Origin of the sequence: Nonomuraea sp. NPDC050733 (assembly GCF_040654215.1) — a bacterium.
Classification (GTDB): domain Bacteria; phylum Actinomycetota; class Actinomycetes; order Streptosporangiales; family Streptosporangiaceae; genus Nonomuraea.
Genome location: NZ_JBFAHO010000003.1, coordinates 263,792 through 277,549, shown reverse-complemented (window position 1 = coordinate 277,549; position 13,758 = coordinate 263,792). Strand labels below are relative to the sequence as shown.

At 70.3% G+C, this 13,758-nt stretch carries 14 protein-coding genes; 8 read left to right on the top strand and 6 right to left on the bottom strand.

The window, feature by feature from the left end:
* Nucleotides 1–7 precede the first annotated feature (7 nt).
* A complete protein-coding gene (locus AB0H64_RS08025; protein WP_357622152.1) occupies nt 8–928 on the bottom strand; it encodes an NADP-dependent oxidoreductase in 921 nt (306 codons plus the stop codon).
* A 102-nt stretch (nt 929–1,030) separates the two neighbouring features.
* Between AB0H64_RS08025 and AB0H64_RS08020 the strand changes: the two genes are divergently transcribed.
* From AB0H64_RS08020 to AB0H64_RS08005, 4 genes are all read left to right on the top strand, one after another.
* Complete coding sequence (locus tag AB0H64_RS08020; RefSeq protein ID WP_357621413.1) at nt 1,031–1,501, top strand: MarR family winged helix-turn-helix transcriptional regulator; 471 nt, start codon at nt 1,031–1,033, stop codon at nt 1,499–1,501.
* 454 nt (nt 1,502–1,955) lie between these two features.
* Nucleotides 1,956–3,407 carry an amidase gene (locus AB0H64_RS08015; RefSeq protein ID WP_357621410.1) on the top strand — a complete coding sequence of 484 codons (1,452 nt, stop codon included), beginning with the start codon at nt 1,956–1,958 and terminating at the stop codon, nt 3,405–3,407.
* Nucleotides 3,408–3,497: 90 nt separating this feature from the next.
* Entirely contained in the window at nt 3,498–4,223 is a 726-nt protein-coding gene (locus tag AB0H64_RS08010) for a LuxR C-terminal-related transcriptional regulator (protein ID WP_357621407.1), read from the top strand.
* Between the two features lie 69 nt (nt 4,224–4,292).
* Nucleotides 4,293–4,841, top strand: a complete 549-nt coding sequence (locus AB0H64_RS08005) for a hypothetical protein (protein ID WP_357621404.1) — start codon at nt 4,293–4,295, stop codon at nt 4,839–4,841.
* A 119-nt stretch (nt 4,842–4,960) separates the two neighbouring features.
* Here the strand turns inward: AB0H64_RS08005 and AB0H64_RS08000 are convergent, their stop codons facing one another.
* Entirely contained in the window at nt 4,961–5,227 is a 267-nt protein-coding gene (locus tag AB0H64_RS08000; protein WP_357622150.1) for a MerR family transcriptional regulator, read from the bottom strand.
* A 718-nt stretch (nt 5,228–5,945) separates the two neighbouring features.
* Here AB0H64_RS08000 and AB0H64_RS07995 point away from each other — a divergent pair.
* Nucleotides 5,946–6,743, top strand: a complete 798-nt coding sequence (locus AB0H64_RS07995) for a methyltransferase domain-containing protein (RefSeq protein ID WP_357621402.1) — start codon at nt 5,946–5,948, stop codon at nt 6,741–6,743.
* 41 nt (nt 6,744–6,784) lie between these two features.
* On the opposite strand, the gene AB0H64_RS07990 is transcribed toward AB0H64_RS07995, so the two are convergent.
* Nucleotides 6,785–7,621 carry a DMT family transporter gene (locus AB0H64_RS07990; protein WP_357621399.1) on the bottom strand — a complete coding sequence of 279 codons (837 nt, stop codon included), beginning with the start codon at nt 7,619–7,621 and terminating at the stop codon, nt 6,785–6,787.
* Between the two features lie 115 nt (nt 7,622–7,736).
* Between AB0H64_RS07990 and AB0H64_RS07985 the strand changes: the two genes are divergently transcribed.
* Nucleotides 7,737–8,312, top strand: coding sequence for an XRE family transcriptional regulator (locus AB0H64_RS07985; RefSeq protein ID WP_357621397.1), 576 nt, complete (start codon nt 7,737–7,739; stop codon nt 8,310–8,312).
* Between the two features lie 27 nt (nt 8,313–8,339).
* Here the strand turns inward: AB0H64_RS07985 and AB0H64_RS07980 are convergent, their stop codons facing one another.
* Together AB0H64_RS07980 and AB0H64_RS07975 are read right to left on the bottom strand one after the other, a co-directional pair.
* Complete coding sequence (locus AB0H64_RS07980; protein ID WP_357621395.1) at nt 8,340–9,116, bottom strand: SDR family oxidoreductase; 777 nt, start codon at nt 9,114–9,116, stop codon at nt 8,340–8,342.
* Nucleotides 9,113–9,811 (bottom strand): TetR/AcrR family transcriptional regulator, encoded by a 699-nt coding sequence (locus tag AB0H64_RS07975; RefSeq protein WP_357621392.1) that lies wholly within the window; start codon nt 9,809–9,811, stop codon nt 9,113–9,115. The genes AB0H64_RS07980 and AB0H64_RS07975 overlap by 4 nt, the downstream gene beginning before the upstream one ends.
* Nucleotides 9,812–9,900: 89 nt before the next feature.
* Here AB0H64_RS07975 and AB0H64_RS07970 point away from each other — a divergent pair, with 89 nt between their 5' ends.
* Both AB0H64_RS07970 and uidA read left to right on the top strand, forming a co-directional pair.
* Entirely contained in the window at nt 9,901–11,103 is a 1,203-nt protein-coding gene (locus AB0H64_RS07970; RefSeq protein ID WP_357621390.1) for a family 1 glycosylhydrolase, read from the top strand.
* A gap of 7 nt (nt 11,104–11,110) precedes the next feature.
* A complete protein-coding gene (gene uidA / locus AB0H64_RS07965; RefSeq protein ID WP_357621388.1) occupies nt 11,111–12,895 on the top strand; it encodes a beta-glucuronidase in 1,785 nt (594 codons plus the stop codon).
* Nucleotides 12,896–12,939: 44 nt separating this feature from the next.
* Here the strand turns inward: uidA and AB0H64_RS07960 are convergent, their stop codons facing one another.
* Nucleotides 12,940–13,746 carry an SDR family oxidoreductase gene (locus AB0H64_RS07960; protein ID WP_357621386.1) on the bottom strand — a complete coding sequence of 269 codons (807 nt, stop codon included), beginning with the start codon at nt 13,744–13,746 and terminating at the stop codon, nt 12,940–12,942.
* Nucleotides 13,747–13,758 lie beyond the last annotated feature (12 nt).

Genomic DNA, 13,758 nt, shown 5'->3' with positions numbered 1-13,758 from the left:
GCCGGCCTCACGGCACCAGGACGAGGCGACCGCGGACGCCGCCCTTGGCGAAGAGCTCGTGAGCCTCGGCGGCCTGCTCGAAGGTGAAGGTCCGGGCCCGCCGGACAGTGAGCAGGCCCTGCTCGACGAGGGTGACCAGCTCGCGGAGGCGCGCGCCGTCGCTGTGCACGAAGACGGTCTGGACTCTGATGCCGCGTTCGGCCGGTGGCGTGGCGGGCGGCATCATGCTCACGAACGCGCCGCCGTCCTTGACCGCGGCGAGCGTCCGGGCTCCGATGACCGCCGCGTCCAGCAGCCCGTCAACACCTTCGGGCGCGATCGCGCGCAGGGCGCGGGCCGGGTCGTCGGAGCGGGGGAGGAAGGTCGCTCCGAGCCCACTGACGAAGGGCTCGTCCTGGACGGACCCGATACCGATGACATCGAGACCCCGATGCCGGGCCAGTTCGACGGCGTAACCGCCCACCGCGCCGGCGGCCCCGGTGACGGCCAATGTCTGGCCTTCGGTCAGGCCGAGCAGGTCCAGAGCCTGGTCGGCGGTCAGGGCGTTGACGGGGAGCGTCGCCGCTTCGGCCGGGTCGACCCCGGCCGGAGCAGGCGCGATCGCGGTGGCGTCGAGCACGACGAATTCGGCGTGCGTGCCGCGCCTGGTCGTCAACCAGTCGGACATGCCGACGACTCGGTCCCCCGGTGTGAAGCCGGACGTGGCCGATCCGGTCGCGTCGACCGTGCCCGCCACGTCCCAGCCGAGGACATAGCGCGGCCCGGTGGGCAGCATCGGCCCGAAGGCACCGGAACGGGCCGCGATGTCGGCCGGATTGACGGTCGCGGCTTCGACGCGGACGCGTACCTGCCCTTCTTCGGGCTCGGGCACGGGCGCGTCCGTGACGGCCAGCACACTGGGGTCGCCGAAAGAGGTGAAGCCCACCATACGCAAGGTGATCTCCCTTGTAGACTCGAGCGGACGATTATGCGGATAACGTTATGCGTATAATCATTATGCATATAATGATCTCTGGCGCAAGGGGGCCTGGTGGACTTCGAACGGGCGGAGGCGCTGAACGGAGCGATCCGGATGATCGCCCTGAAACACCGGGCGCGGGCCGCGGCCAAGCTCACGGAGCTGGGACTGCATCCCGGACATGAAGCCGTGCTGTTCCTGCTCCACGCCGACGGCCCGCAGAGTCAGCGACAACTTGCCACCGGAGCGGGCTGCGAGCCGCCCAGCATCACCCTCATGGTGCGCAAGCTGGAGGCGGCGGGTCTGGTCAGCCGCGTCCCCGCGGTCCAGGATGCGCGCGCGAACGTCGTACGGCTGACCGACGAAGGGGAGAAGGTGATCGTGCGGCTGAGGGAGCTGTGGCGAGATCTCGCGGACGAGACCGTCGCCGGGCTGGCCGACACCTCGGTGGACCAGCTCGTCAAAACCCTCACCGACCTGGCCCACAGCCTCCAGCGCCAGGCACCCGGAGCCGGTGAGGTTGAGAGAGGGACGCGCGCTTGACCTTGTCTCGGCGGCCACCGGCGGGGGACGGCGACTCGCTCGCGGCCTCGCGCACCTGACGGCCCGCCACGACACTCACCAGGATTCCCCTCGGGCGCGCGGACGGGTCTCCGAGGGGAACGGGTGGAGGGGTACATGTCAGGGTCCGGGCGATGCCGATCGATGTGGACCTGTCGCCGGCGTTCATTCTGATCTCGCTCGTGGCGATGATCGCCCCGGACCCGACAGGCCTGGCCGAGTATTGAGATATTTATCCCGTTGTGCGAAGCGGAATTTTATGGCCTACGCCAGTCGAGTTTTCCCGGCTCAACCATTCTGACCTGGGGCGGGGCCATTCTTGATGGCAGAACGAGTGCGCGAACCCGCCGGTGAAGGCGGCGTTTCGACTTTCCCCGCGGATGCCGGCGACTTGTGCGGGATCGAGCGTCTGCGGCAGGCCGTTACTGTCTAATTCATGGAGTGGAGTTTTCAGACAGCCGAAGAACTCGCGGCTGCCATGCGTGCCGGTGAAGTGACCTCGGCCGAACTGACCGACGAGGCGATCGCCCGTATCGAGCGGGACGACAAGGCGATCAACGCGATCTGTGTGCCGGACTTCGACCGTGCGCGGGCCGCCGCGCGGGATGCCGACAAGGCGCGCGCCCGCGGCGAGGACCGGCCGCTGCTCGGCATCCCGGTGACGGTCAAGGAGTCGTACAACATCGCCGGGCTGCCCACGACCTGGGGCATGCCGCCGCACCGGAACTACATGCCGGCCGAGGACGCGGTACAGGTGTCGCGGCTCAAGGCCGCGGGCGCGGTGGTGCTCGGCAAGACCAATGTGCCGTTGGGGCTGCAGGACATACAGAGCTTCAACGAGATCTACGGCACCACCACCAACCCGTGGGATCACGGTCGCACGTCGGGCGGATCCTCCGGCGGGTCGGCGGCGGCCCTGGCGTCCGGGTTCGGCGCGCTGTCCATCGGCTCCGACATCGCCGGCTCGCTGCGCACCCCCGCGCATTTCTGCGGCGTCTACGCGCACAAGCCGACGCTCGGACTGGCGGCCAACCGCGGTATGGTCCCGCCGTCCGAGCCGGCATTGCCGGTCGACCTCGATCTGGCCGTCGTCGGTCCGATGGCGCGCACCGCCCGCGACCTCACGCTCCTGCTCGACGTCATGGCCGGGCCGGACCCGCTGACGCACGGTCTGGCGCACCGTTCGGCACTGCCGCCCGCGCGCCACGAGCGGCTCCGCGACTTCCGGGTCCTGGTCCTCGACGAGCATCCGCTCATTCCGACCGGGTCCGCCGTGCGGGCGGGCGTGAACCGGGTGGCCGACGCACTTGCCGACGGCGGCGCCCGCGTCGATCGGCACAGTCGGCTGCTGCCCGACATGACCGAAGCCGCGACGCTCTACATGCAGTTGCTGATTTCGGGCTCCGTTGCGCGTTTTCCCATCGAATCGCTCGAGCAGCTGCGGACCCGCGTCGCGGGGATGAGCGCGGACGACCAGAGTCTTGACGCCGTGCGGCTGCGCGCCATGCTGTTCAGCCACAGCGACTGGATGGAGGCGAACAACCGCCGCGAGGTCCACCGCCACGGCTGGCGGCAGCTGTTCGCCGAGTTCGACGCCGTGGTGTGCCCGATCACGCCGACGCCCGCGTTCCCGCACGACCACAACCCCAATCCGTTGGAACGGCGCATCGACATCGACGGCGTCGAGTACCCGTACTTCGACCAGCTCGTCTGGGCCGGCCTGGCCACCATGCCCGGCCTGCCCGCCACCGCCATACCAGCGGGTCGGTCCCCCGAGGGCCTGCCGGTGGGAGTGCAGGTCGTCGGTCCGATGTTCGAGGACCGCACCCCGCTGCGGCTGGCCGAACTGCTCGAGCAGAAGATCGGCGGCTTCCAGGCGCCGCAGTAGGGCGACTCCTCTGCCGGATCGTAGCCGCGCACGTAGCCGGTGCACCGGTCAGAATGCTCGCGGTGGAGTGAGACGGAATGAAGGAGGCGTGTGGACGACAGCGTGTCGTTGGCCCGACTGGTCGATCGCCTGGAAGGGGTGGTGGGCGAGCTACGCGGGATTCCCGTCGACGTCGAGCGGATTGATGATGATGCGCTGGTCCGGCAGCGGATCGCGGAGATTGTCCCGGCGGCCGGCGAGCTGCGAGCCATGCAGCCTTTGGGCGCGGTGGAGAAGGGTTCTGAGGAGCAGAAGAGCAGGCGTGCGGTACTCGACGCGCTGGAGCGTGGCATGAGGATGCGCACGATCGTCCACACGAGCGTGATGGACGACTCGGGCAAGGCAGCCCGGATCAGGCAGTTGCATGCCTCCGGTGACCTGCACCGGGTAGTCGACGAGCCGATTCAGCAGGTGCTCATCTTCGATCGCGCCGTGGCGTTCCTGCGGATGACGCCCTTCGCGTACGCGCCGGGCACTCTGGTGATCAGGCAGCAGAGTCTCCTCACCGCCCTCATCGACCTGTTCGAGCGGACCTGGGACAGGGCCAGGGAGGTCGACGAACCCACGCACCGGCTGAGCGCCCGCGAGCGGGAGGTGCTCGCTCTGATCGCGAAGGGGCGCTCCAACAGCGCGGTCGCGCGCGCCCTGTCGATCACGGAGGCGGCCGTCGGCAAGCACGTGGCCAGCGTGTTCGCCAAGCTTGAGCTGCCCGAGACCCCTGACGACAACCGGCGGGTGCTGGCGGTGCTCGCTTACCTGCGAGGCACGGTGAGGTAGGGCCAAGCCGACCACGTTCTCGCCCCAGCCCCCATGCGGGCGGCTACCGGGGCGCACTTCAATGACGTCATGCAACGAATGAATGGATTACTGGTCGGCGCGATCTTCGGCGCGGTCTTCGTCGTCGTGAACGCGCAGAGTCCGTTGAACGCCCTCACCGTCAACCTGCTGCGGGCAGCGGCCTGCCTGGCGGCCGCGAGCGTCATCGGCATGTGGTTCGTCTCCGCCCGGAGGGGGCCGTCCACCGCGGGGCGGGAGCGGAACATGTTCAGCCGCGGCTACCTGATCGTCGTAGCCGCCGAGGCGATCCTGCTCTTCGGCGGGCTTCGCGTGCTTGCCGCCCTGGGAGTACCTGAGCAGGCCAACGTGGCGTGGGTGGCCCTGGTGGTGGGCGTGCATTTCATCGCGTTGGCGCCGGTCTGGAAGGACTGGGGCATCGCTGTGCCCGGCGTGGTTCTCACCTTGCTCGGCGTCGCAGGTCTGGTACTGGCGTCCACGGCCGCCGTCGCCTGGGTGTCGTTCGTCAGCGGCGTGTTGTCCGGGGTGGTGCTGCTGGCCGGGGCCGTCGCCTTCGGCTGGCGCACGGTGACGGCTCGGACGGCACAGGCGGCACGGTGACGGCTCGGACGGCACAGACGTCATGAGTTCGGCCGGCCGCCGTGAAGGGCCCGGCAGGACAGCGAGCAACGGGTGAGAGTTCGTCGTTGCGCGCTGTCGCAGGCGTCGGCCGGGTGTGGTCAGTCGGGTGGTCCGTGGTGTTGGCGGAGTTCTTCGTTGATGCGCAGGGCCTCGGCGAGCTGGTCTTCCAGGATGATGATGCGGCAGGCCGCCTCCAGGGCGGTGCCGGCGTCGACGAGTTCGCGGGCGCGGGCGGCCAGGCGTAGCTGGTAGCGGGAGAAGCGGCGATGGCCGCCCTCCGAGCGCAGCGGCTCGATCAGCTTGGCGGCGCCGAGGCTGCGCAGGAACGCCGGGGTGACGCCGAGAATCTCGGCGGCCCGGCCCATGCTGTAGGCAGGGTAGTCCTCATCGTCGAGCCGGAGCTCGGGACTGTCACCTGAGGCGCCGACCGGCTCGTTGCTCTGGCGGGGCCGGTCTCGCCTGGAGGTGGTGGCCGTTGCCTGGTGTGTTCGATCCATTCAACCTTCCTGTAACGCGGACAGGGGCCCCGGCGCCTGATGCGCCGGGGCCCGAATGAGGTTTAACACCATCCACCGGCTTCGAGGCCGGTTCATTTGCTCCGCATCTGCTTACCCGTCGGGGCGGGATGCGGGGATCGCGTAAGCGTGACCGTAGACCACCGTCCTGTTCGTGGAGCTCCGGTACCCGTGCGGCGCCTTGCGGCCGGCGACGGGCGATCCTGATGGCGTTCAACACTCCTTTCCGATGTATCCGTACGTCGACACCTCGACAGCTGTGCCGACTTCGTGCGACGGCAGCGCGTCCACCGCCCCGGCCCTTCTCTCAACTGCACTGGCCGCGGCAGTCCGACCTTCTGCCTGCTTCTCACTCCGATCTTGCTGTCCACGTTCGTCCGGGCAGTTCGTCGTCGTGCTCGTCCTGCGCTGCCCTCGTGGATCCGTCCCTTGCGATGTCAGAAACTCTACCCCGACCCGGCGTGGATGTCTACAGCGACGGATGCAGATTTTCTCTCGCGTGAAGGCGAGAGCCGTGAACGGGATGATTCGGGCGACGGCGCTGTCGCGGCGCTGCCAGGCTTGGAGCATGTCCCGTGATCTCCGGCTGCGAGCCACGTTCGACGAAGCGGCCGCCTTCTACCAGGAGGCGCGCCCCGACTACCCGGCTGAGCTGTACTCCGACCTGACGGCGATCACGGGGGTCACGCCGCCCGCGCACCTGCTCGAAGTCGGATGCGGTCCGGGGAAGGCCACGCTGCCCTTGGCGCGGATGGGCTTCCGGATCACCGCGGTCGAACTCGGCGGCGCCCTGGCGGCGGAGGCACGGCACCGGCTCGCCGGGTTCGCCGACGTCTCCGTGATCACGTCGTCGTTCGAAGGCTGGGAACCGCCGGCCGGGGTCCGCTTCGATCTCCTCTACGCGGCCACGGCGTGGAAGTGGGTGGACCCGGAGGCCAAGTACGCGAAAGCGGCCGCCCTTCTCACCCGGGGCGGCCACCTGGCCGTATGGAACGCCGACCACGCCTTTCCGGCGGGCTTCGACCCCTTCTTCGCCGAGATCCAGAAGGTCTATGACGAGATCGGCGAAGGCCATGGGGACCCGTGGCCCCCGCCACTGCCCGAGGACCGGTCCGACCCCGTGGGCGCCGAGTTCGAGGCCTCCGGGCGCTTCACGGTGGTGGGGACGAAGCTCTACGTATGGGCCTTGCGCTACACGGCGGACGAATACCTCGCCCTGCTGGATACGTTCTCCGGCCACATCGCCATGGAGCCGGCAAAGCGGGAGCACCTCTACCGGGAGATACGCCGCCGCCTTGCCGCACGCGCGGACGGGACGCTCACCCGCCACTGGTCGGCCGTCCTCACCGTCGGCCGACGCCTGTGACGTCGAGGTGAAGTGCGCCGCGTGGTGGGCCGCGGGATGGTTCAGGTCAGGGCGAGGAGGGTGACGGCGACGGCGGCGGTGCCCAGGCCGGCGAGCTGGCCGCGGCCGATGCGTTCGGCGAGCACGCCGCGGGCGAGCAGGACCGTGCCGGCCGGGTAGAGGGCGACGATCACGGCCACGACGGCGAGGTCGCCGCTGCGGGCGGCGAGCAGGAACAGCAGGTTCGCCACGGAGTCCAGCACGCCCGCGGTCGCTGACATCGCGTACGCGGGCCGCTCGGAGCCCAGCCTGCGGTGCATCAGCCCGGCCGCGGTCAGGGTGACGGCCGAGGCGACCGCCCGGCCCACGATCAGCGGAGCCACCCCGCTGTCCGACGGCGCCTGGTGCAGAAAGACCAGCTGGAGGGCGATGGCGGCGCCCGCGCCGAACGCCAGCAGCAGCGCGGTCCGTGAGGGGCGCGCCGAGCCCGCGCCGTGTCCGGCGCTGACCAGCACCACCGCCACCAGCGCGAGCGGCAGACCCACCAGTCCGGCGGCGGACAGGTGCTCGCCCTGGAGCAGGCCCACGCCGACGGGCAGCACGGCCGACACCAGCGCGGTCACCGGCGACAGCACGTTCATCGGACCGATCGCCAGAGTGCGGTAGAGCAGGGCGAACGCGGCGGCCGAGGCGACCCCCGAGGCGGCGCCCCAGCCGAGGGCCGCGGGGCTGAAGGAGGCGCCGAGCACCGGCCACAGCAGCAGCTCGACCACGAGGCTGGCCGGGGCGGCGATCATCACGGTGCGCAGCACATGAGCCTTGCGGGCACCCAGGCCGCCGAGGAAGTCGGCGCATCCGTACGCGAGTGAGCTGCCCAGGGCGAGCAGGAGAGCGAACACAACAGATCCTCACCATCTATGGAACGACCACAGAGTACAATGAATCGACCGGTGCGTGTCAACCGAACGACCGCGCGGTGCATTGAAGTGGTCCAGTGGCGAGGATGGTGATCAGATGGCCGAGACAGCCGCAGCCCTGCGGACGGTGGCGCACAACGTCAGGGCGGCCCGCACCCGCGCGGGCCTGTCCCTGGAGGAGCTCGGCCGGCGCGCCCAGGTCAGCAAGGGGGCGCTGGTCGCGCTGGAGAGGGCCCAGGGCAACCCCAACCTGGCCACCCTGGTCCGGCTGGCCGACACCCTCGGCATCTCGGTGTCCGCCCTGATGCAGGGGCCGTCCGAAGGCCGCGTCCGCGTCGTGGCCGCCGACGCCGTGGCGCCCCTGTGGACCGGGCCGCGGGGCGGCGAGGCCCGGCTCATGCTGACGACCTCGGGGCCGGCCCCGGTCGAGGTCTGGCGCTGGGAGCTGGCGCCGGACGAGGAGTACCCCAGCCAGGCCCACCAGGCCGGGGTCGTGGAAACCGTCAGCGTCATCTCCGGCCGGATGGCCCTGGTCGTCGACGGCACCGAGCACACCGTCGAAGCCGGACAGACCGCCACGTTCAACGGCGACGCCTCACACACCTACCGCGGCTCGGGCACCGAAACCTGCAGACTGATCATGACCGTCCATCTGCCGCCCGGCCCCGGTTGATGCGCCAGGCGGCGCAGGGGGAGTCCGTCAGGCCGCCGACCAGCCTCCGTCCACCGGAACGATGGCGCCGTTGATGAACGATGCCGACTGTGACGCCAGGAAGACGGCAGCCTCGGCCATCTGCTCCGGCTGGGCCATGCTCTCGCCGAGGGCCAGCACGGGAGCGAGCCTCGTGATGCCGGCCGGATCGAAGGTCGCGGTGGTCGCCATGCCGGTCATGGTCGGTCCGGGCAGGATGGCGTTGCAGCGGATGCCGTCCTTGGCGTAGGCCCAGGCGACGTTGCGGGTCAGCCCGACGACGCCGTGCTTGGCGGCCGTGTAGGCGGCGCCGGCCGCGCCGCCCCGGATGCCGGCCTCCGAAGCCGTGTTGACGATCGCGCCGCTGCCCTGCTTGAGCATGTACGGCAGGACGGCACGGGTGACGAGGAACGTGCCCGTGAGGTTCACGCCGAGCACCCGGTGCCACAGCTCGACGGGGATCTCGGCGGGCAGGGCCATGGTGTCCATGATCCCGGCGTTGTTGCACAGGACGTCGATCCGGCCGAACGCGTTGATCGCCGTCTCGACCAGGGCCGCGACGGAGCTCTCGTCGGAGATGTCGGCGGCGACGGCGATGGCGGCGCCCTCCAGGTCGCCCGAGTCCCCGAGGGCCCCGATGTCGGCGGTGGTCCGCTTGGCGCTGTCGGCGTCGATGTCGCAGGCGACCACGCGCGCGCCGGCCTGGGCGAAGGCGAGGGCCATCGCCCTGCCGATCCCCGAGCCCGCACCGGTGACGAGGGCGACGAGGCCGTCGAATTCCTTCAAGAGCTTGTCCTTTCAACCTGAGAAGCAACCTGAGAAGCACCCCGAGAAGCACCCCGGGAGGCGTCCTGAGCAGCCGGAGCCGCGAGGCCCGGGATGACCGAGAGGAAGAACTGGCGGATGGCGGACTCGACCTTCACCGAGTCCCGGTCGAACAGCCACTGCGCCTGCAGGCCGTTGATGAGGGAGATGGTCATGGTGGCCAGGGTCTCGGGGTCGATCGACGAGCGCAGCCCGTCGCGTTCGGCCAGGGCGGTGAACGTGTCCGCGTAGAAGCGGCGGAGGTTTCGGTAGCGGTCGGCGTAGTAGGCGTGCGCGGGGTGGTTGGGCGAGGTGGCCTCGCCGGACACGACGCAGTGCAGCTCCATGAGCCCCGGCTGGAGCTCGTTGTCGACGATGACGGCGATCATGCCGTTGAGGGTGTCGAGGGGGTCGGCCGCCGGGTCCAGCACCTTGGCCGCCTGCAGGAACTCGGTGCCGCGCTCGTCACGCAGCTCCAGCACTCCGAGGAGCAGGTCCTCCTTGCGCGGGAAGTGGTGCAGCAGCCCGGTGTGGCTGATGCCCGAGCGCTTGGCGATGTCCTTCATGGTGGCGCCGTAGAAGCCCGTTTCGGCGAAGGCGTCCACGCAGGCCTCCAGGACGCGCCGCCGCACCGCCGCTGTCTTGGCGTACGGTCCGCGGTTGCCGGATGCCGTCATGGGCGCCCTCCAAATTAGTAGCGTGATTCGGTTTTCATGCTAGCGTGACGCCAGCGTCAATCCCATGGTCTCGAGCAAGGAACTCAACCATGCCCCAGCTCCCCTCCGGTTTCCTCTGGGGTGCGGCGACCGCCCCGCACCAGGTGGAAGGCAACAACGTCAACAGCGACTGGTGGCTTCTGGAACAGCAGATGCCCGGAATGCAGCGCAGCGGCGACGCGATCGACAGCTACCACCGCTACGCCGAGGACATGCGCCTGCTGGCGGAGGCGGGGCTCAACTCCTACCGCTTCGGCATCGAGTGGGCCCGCGTCGAGCCGGTTCCCGGGGAGTTCTCGCGGGCCGAGCTGGCCCACTACCGCAGGATGATCGACACGGCTCTCGGCATGGGTCTCACCCCGGTCATCACCCTGCACCACTTCACGCATCCGCGGTGGTTCGCCGAGGTCGGCGGCTGGCTGGGCGACCAGGCGATCGAGCGCTTCCAGACCTACGTCGGGGAGGCCGCGAGCATTCTCGACGGCGTCGAGTGGGTGTGCACGATCAACGAGCCCAACATGCTCGCCCTCATGGTGGGCATGGCCCGGGACGCGCAGCAGACCGCCCGGACCACCGAGGACTGGATGAGCCCCACCGTCGAGGGCGCCGCCCGGCCCGTGCTCCCCGACCCCGACCCCGAGATCGGCAAGCGCCTGGCCGAGGCGCACGCCGCCGCCCGCGAGGTGCTGAAGCAGCGCACCGACGCGGCCGTCGGCTGGACGGTGGCCTGCCAGGCGCTCACCGCGACCCCCGGCAACGAGGAGAAGCTCCGCGAGGTGCGCCACGTCCGCGAGGACCTCTACCTGGAGGCGGCCCGCGGCGACGACTTCATCGGCGTGCAGTCCTACTCCAGCCAGGCCGTCGACGAGAACGGCGTCGTCCCGCACCCGCAGCGCCCGGACAACACGATGACCGGCAACGCCTACCGGCCCGACGCGATCGGCATCGCCGTACGGCACGCCTGGGAGACGACGAACCGCACGCCGATCCTCATCACCGAGAACGGGATCGCCACCGCCGACGACGCCCAGCGCATCGCCTACACCTCCGAGGCGCTCGGCCACGTGTCCGCCGCGATCCAGGACGGCGTCGACATCCGGGGCTACCTGCACTGGAGCGCGCTGGACAACTTCGAATGGGGCCACTGGGCGCCCACTTTCGGCCTCATCGCCGTCGACCGCACCACCTTCGAACGCCACCCCAAGCCGAGCCTGGCCTGGCTGGGCGAGGTCGCCCGCCGAGGAGAGGTCTGACGCGCCGATGCTGAAGCCCCGAGCAACCCCCACTCGTGAGCTGGTGAGCCTCGACGGTCTCTGGCGGTTCTCCATCACGGGGACGGAGCCGTGGACCGGGCCGCTGGACACCACGCTGGAGGCGGCGGTCCCGGCCAGTTACAACGACCTGTTCACCGACAGCGCGATCCGCGACCACGTGGGCTGGGCCTGGTACCAGCGCCAGGTACGGGTGCCGCGCGGCTGGGCCGGCGAGCGCGTCGTCCTGCGCGTCGACGCCGCCACCCATCAGGGCAGGGTCTACGTCGGCGACGTCCTGGTGGTCGAGCACGTCGGCGGCTACACGCCGTTCGAGGCCGACATCACCGAGCACGTGCGTGCGGGACAGGAGTTCCGCCTCACCATCGGGGTCGGCAACGAGCTGACCGACACGACGATCCCGCCCGGCACGATCACGGTCACCGCCGACGGCCGGCGCCGGCAGACGTACCTGCACGACTTCTACAACTACGCGGGCCTGGCGCGCTCGGTGTGGCTGCACAGCCGTCCCGCCGTCCATGTCGAGGACATCACCGTCGTGACGGGCCTCGAAGCGGGCACCGGGACGGTCGAGTACTCGGTCCGTACCAGCGCGCCCGCGTCCGTACGGGTGCGCGCGCTCGACGCCACCGGAGCCGAGGTCGCGACCGCGGACGGGGCCGAGGGCACACTGCGGATCGCCGGGGTGACCCCATGGCGACCGGGCGCGGCCTACCTCTACGACCTGCTCGTCGAGGTGCTCGACGGCGACCGGGTGATCGACAGCTACACCCAGCCGTTCGGCGTGCGGACGGTGGAGGTGCGGGGGACCCGGTTCCTCATCAACGGCGAGCCGTTCTACTTCACCGGCTTCGGCAAGCACGAAGACACCCCCGTACGGGGCAAGGGCCATGACGACGCCTACCTCGTCCACGACTTCCAGCTCATGGACTGGGTCGGCGCCAACTCCTTCCGCACCTCGCACTACCCCTACGCCGAGGAGGTGATGGAGTTCGCCGACCGGCACGGCATCGTCGTCATCGACGAGACCGCCGCCGTGGGTCTCAACCTCGCCGTCGCGGCCGGCCTCACCGGCGCTCCGGCCCGGCCCACCTTCTCGCCGGAGACCTTCGGCACGGCCACCCGCGAGGCGCACGCCCAGGCGATCCGCGAGCTGGTCGCCCGCGACAAGAACCATCCCAGCGTCGTCATGTGGTGCATCGCCAACGAGCCGTCCTCCAACGAGGACGGCGCCCGCGAGTACTTCGAGCCGCTCGTGGAGCTCACGCGCGAGCTCGACCCCACCCGCCCGGTCAGCTACGCGGCGGTGATCTTCGCCACGCACGAGAACGACCGCATCGCCGACCTGTTCGACGTCCTGTGCATCAACCGCTACTACGGCTGGTACGTGGCCACCGGCGACCTGACCACGGCGGAGACGTACCTGGAGCACGACCTGCGCGGCTGGGCCGACAAGCACGGCAAGCCGATCATGATGAGCGAGTACGGCGCGGACACCCTGCCCGGCCTGCACTCGGTGTGGGACACCCCGTGGACCGAGGAGTACCAGCAGGCCTACCTGGAGATGAACCACCGGGTGTTCGACCGGATCGAGGCGTTCGTCGGCGAGCACGTGTGGAACTTCGCCGACTTCCAGACCTCCCACGGCATCCACCGGGTCGACGGCAACAAGAAGGGTGTCTTCACCCGCGACCGCAGGCCCAAGGCCGCTGCTCACGCGCTGCGGGCCCGCTGGAAGCCGCTCGCCGGCCGTAAACCGCCGGCCCCCGAGTAGCAGGCGGGCCGCCGGCGGACCCAGGCGGGCCCGCCGGCGGCCGGTCAGGCGGTGTCGCCGCCGTCGGCGAGCAGCGTGCTGCCGGTCATGAAGGCCGACAGGTCCGACGCGCAGAACAGCACGACGCGCGCGATGTCGTCAGGAACGCCCACCCGGCCGACGGGACCGTTCAGCATGAGGTCGGTCGGCGGGACGTCGCCCAGCGCGGCCGCGGCCGCCATCATGTTGCCTTCCGTGGGGACGTAACTCGGTGCGACGCCCAGCACGCGGATGCCGAGCGGGGCGAGTTCGAGGGCCAGCTCCCGGGTGAGACCGCGGGCGGCGTGCTTGGACCCGACGTAGGCGGCCAGGCCGGGGGCGCTGCCGCGGAAGCCCGCGGTCGAGATGATGTTCACGATGACACCGCCCGTGCCCTCGGCCGACATGCGCCGTGCCGCCTCCCGCGCGCCCAGGAAGACGCCGCGCGCGTTCACGGCGAACACGTTGTCCCACGTCTCCTCGGTCATCTCCAGCACGGGGACGGCCGGGAAGACGCCGGCGTTGTTCACCCAGACGTCCAGGCCGCCGAGCTCGGCGAGCGCGCGGTCGGCCGCCGCCGCCACGGACGCCGCGTCGGTGACGTCCATGGCGGCGCCGATCGCGCGCACGCCGTGGTGCTCCGCGACCTGCTTGGCGGCGGTCACGGCGAGCCCTTCGTCGATGTCGCCGATCAGGACGTCGGCTCCCGCCTCGGCCAGGCGCGCCGCGATGGCCTTGCCGAGCCCGCGACCGCCTCCCGTCACGACCGCGCGCCGCCCGCGCAGGGAGACGAGCTCGGCCAGGGATTTGCCGGACACATCGGCAATGGACATGAAATTTCTCCT

Excerpts from the sequence above, each read along its gene's own strand:
- AB0H64_RS07970 (WP_357621390.1), top strand. The coding sequence starts at position 9,901 with ATGCCCCAGCTCCCCTCCGGTTTCCTCTGGGGTGCGGCGACCGCCCCG.
- AB0H64_RS07985 (WP_357621397.1), top strand. The coding sequence starts at position 7,737 with ATGGCCGAGACAGCCGCAGCCCTGCGGACGGTGGCGCACAACGTCAGG.
- AB0H64_RS07995 (WP_357621402.1), top strand. The coding sequence starts at position 5,946 with ATGTCCCGTGATCTCCGGCTGCGAGCCACGTTCGACGAAGCGGCCGCC.
- AB0H64_RS07975 (WP_357621392.1), bottom strand. The coding sequence starts at position 9,811 with ATGACGGCATCCGGCAACCGCGGACCGTACGCCAAGACAGCGGCGGTG.
- AB0H64_RS07960 (WP_357621386.1), bottom strand. The coding sequence starts at position 13,746 with ATGTCCATTGCCGATGTGTCCGGCAAATCCCTGGCCGAGCTCGTCTCC.
- AB0H64_RS08025 (WP_357622152.1), bottom strand. The coding sequence starts at position 928 with ATGGTGGGCTTCACCTCTTTCGGCGACCCCAGTGTGCTGGCCGTCACG.
- AB0H64_RS08005 (WP_357621404.1), top strand. The coding sequence starts at position 4,293 with ATGCAACGAATGAATGGATTACTGGTCGGCGCGATCTTCGGCGCGGTC.
- uidA (WP_357621388.1), top strand. The coding sequence starts at position 11,111 with ATGCTGAAGCCCCGAGCAACCCCCACTCGTGAGCTGGTGAGCCTCGAC.
- AB0H64_RS08015 (WP_357621410.1), top strand. The coding sequence starts at position 1,956 with ATGGAGTGGAGTTTTCAGACAGCCGAAGAACTCGCGGCTGCCATGCGT.
- AB0H64_RS08000 (WP_357622150.1), bottom strand. The coding sequence starts at position 5,227 with ATGGGCCGGGCCGCCGAGATTCTCGGCGTCACCCCGGCGTTCCTGCGC.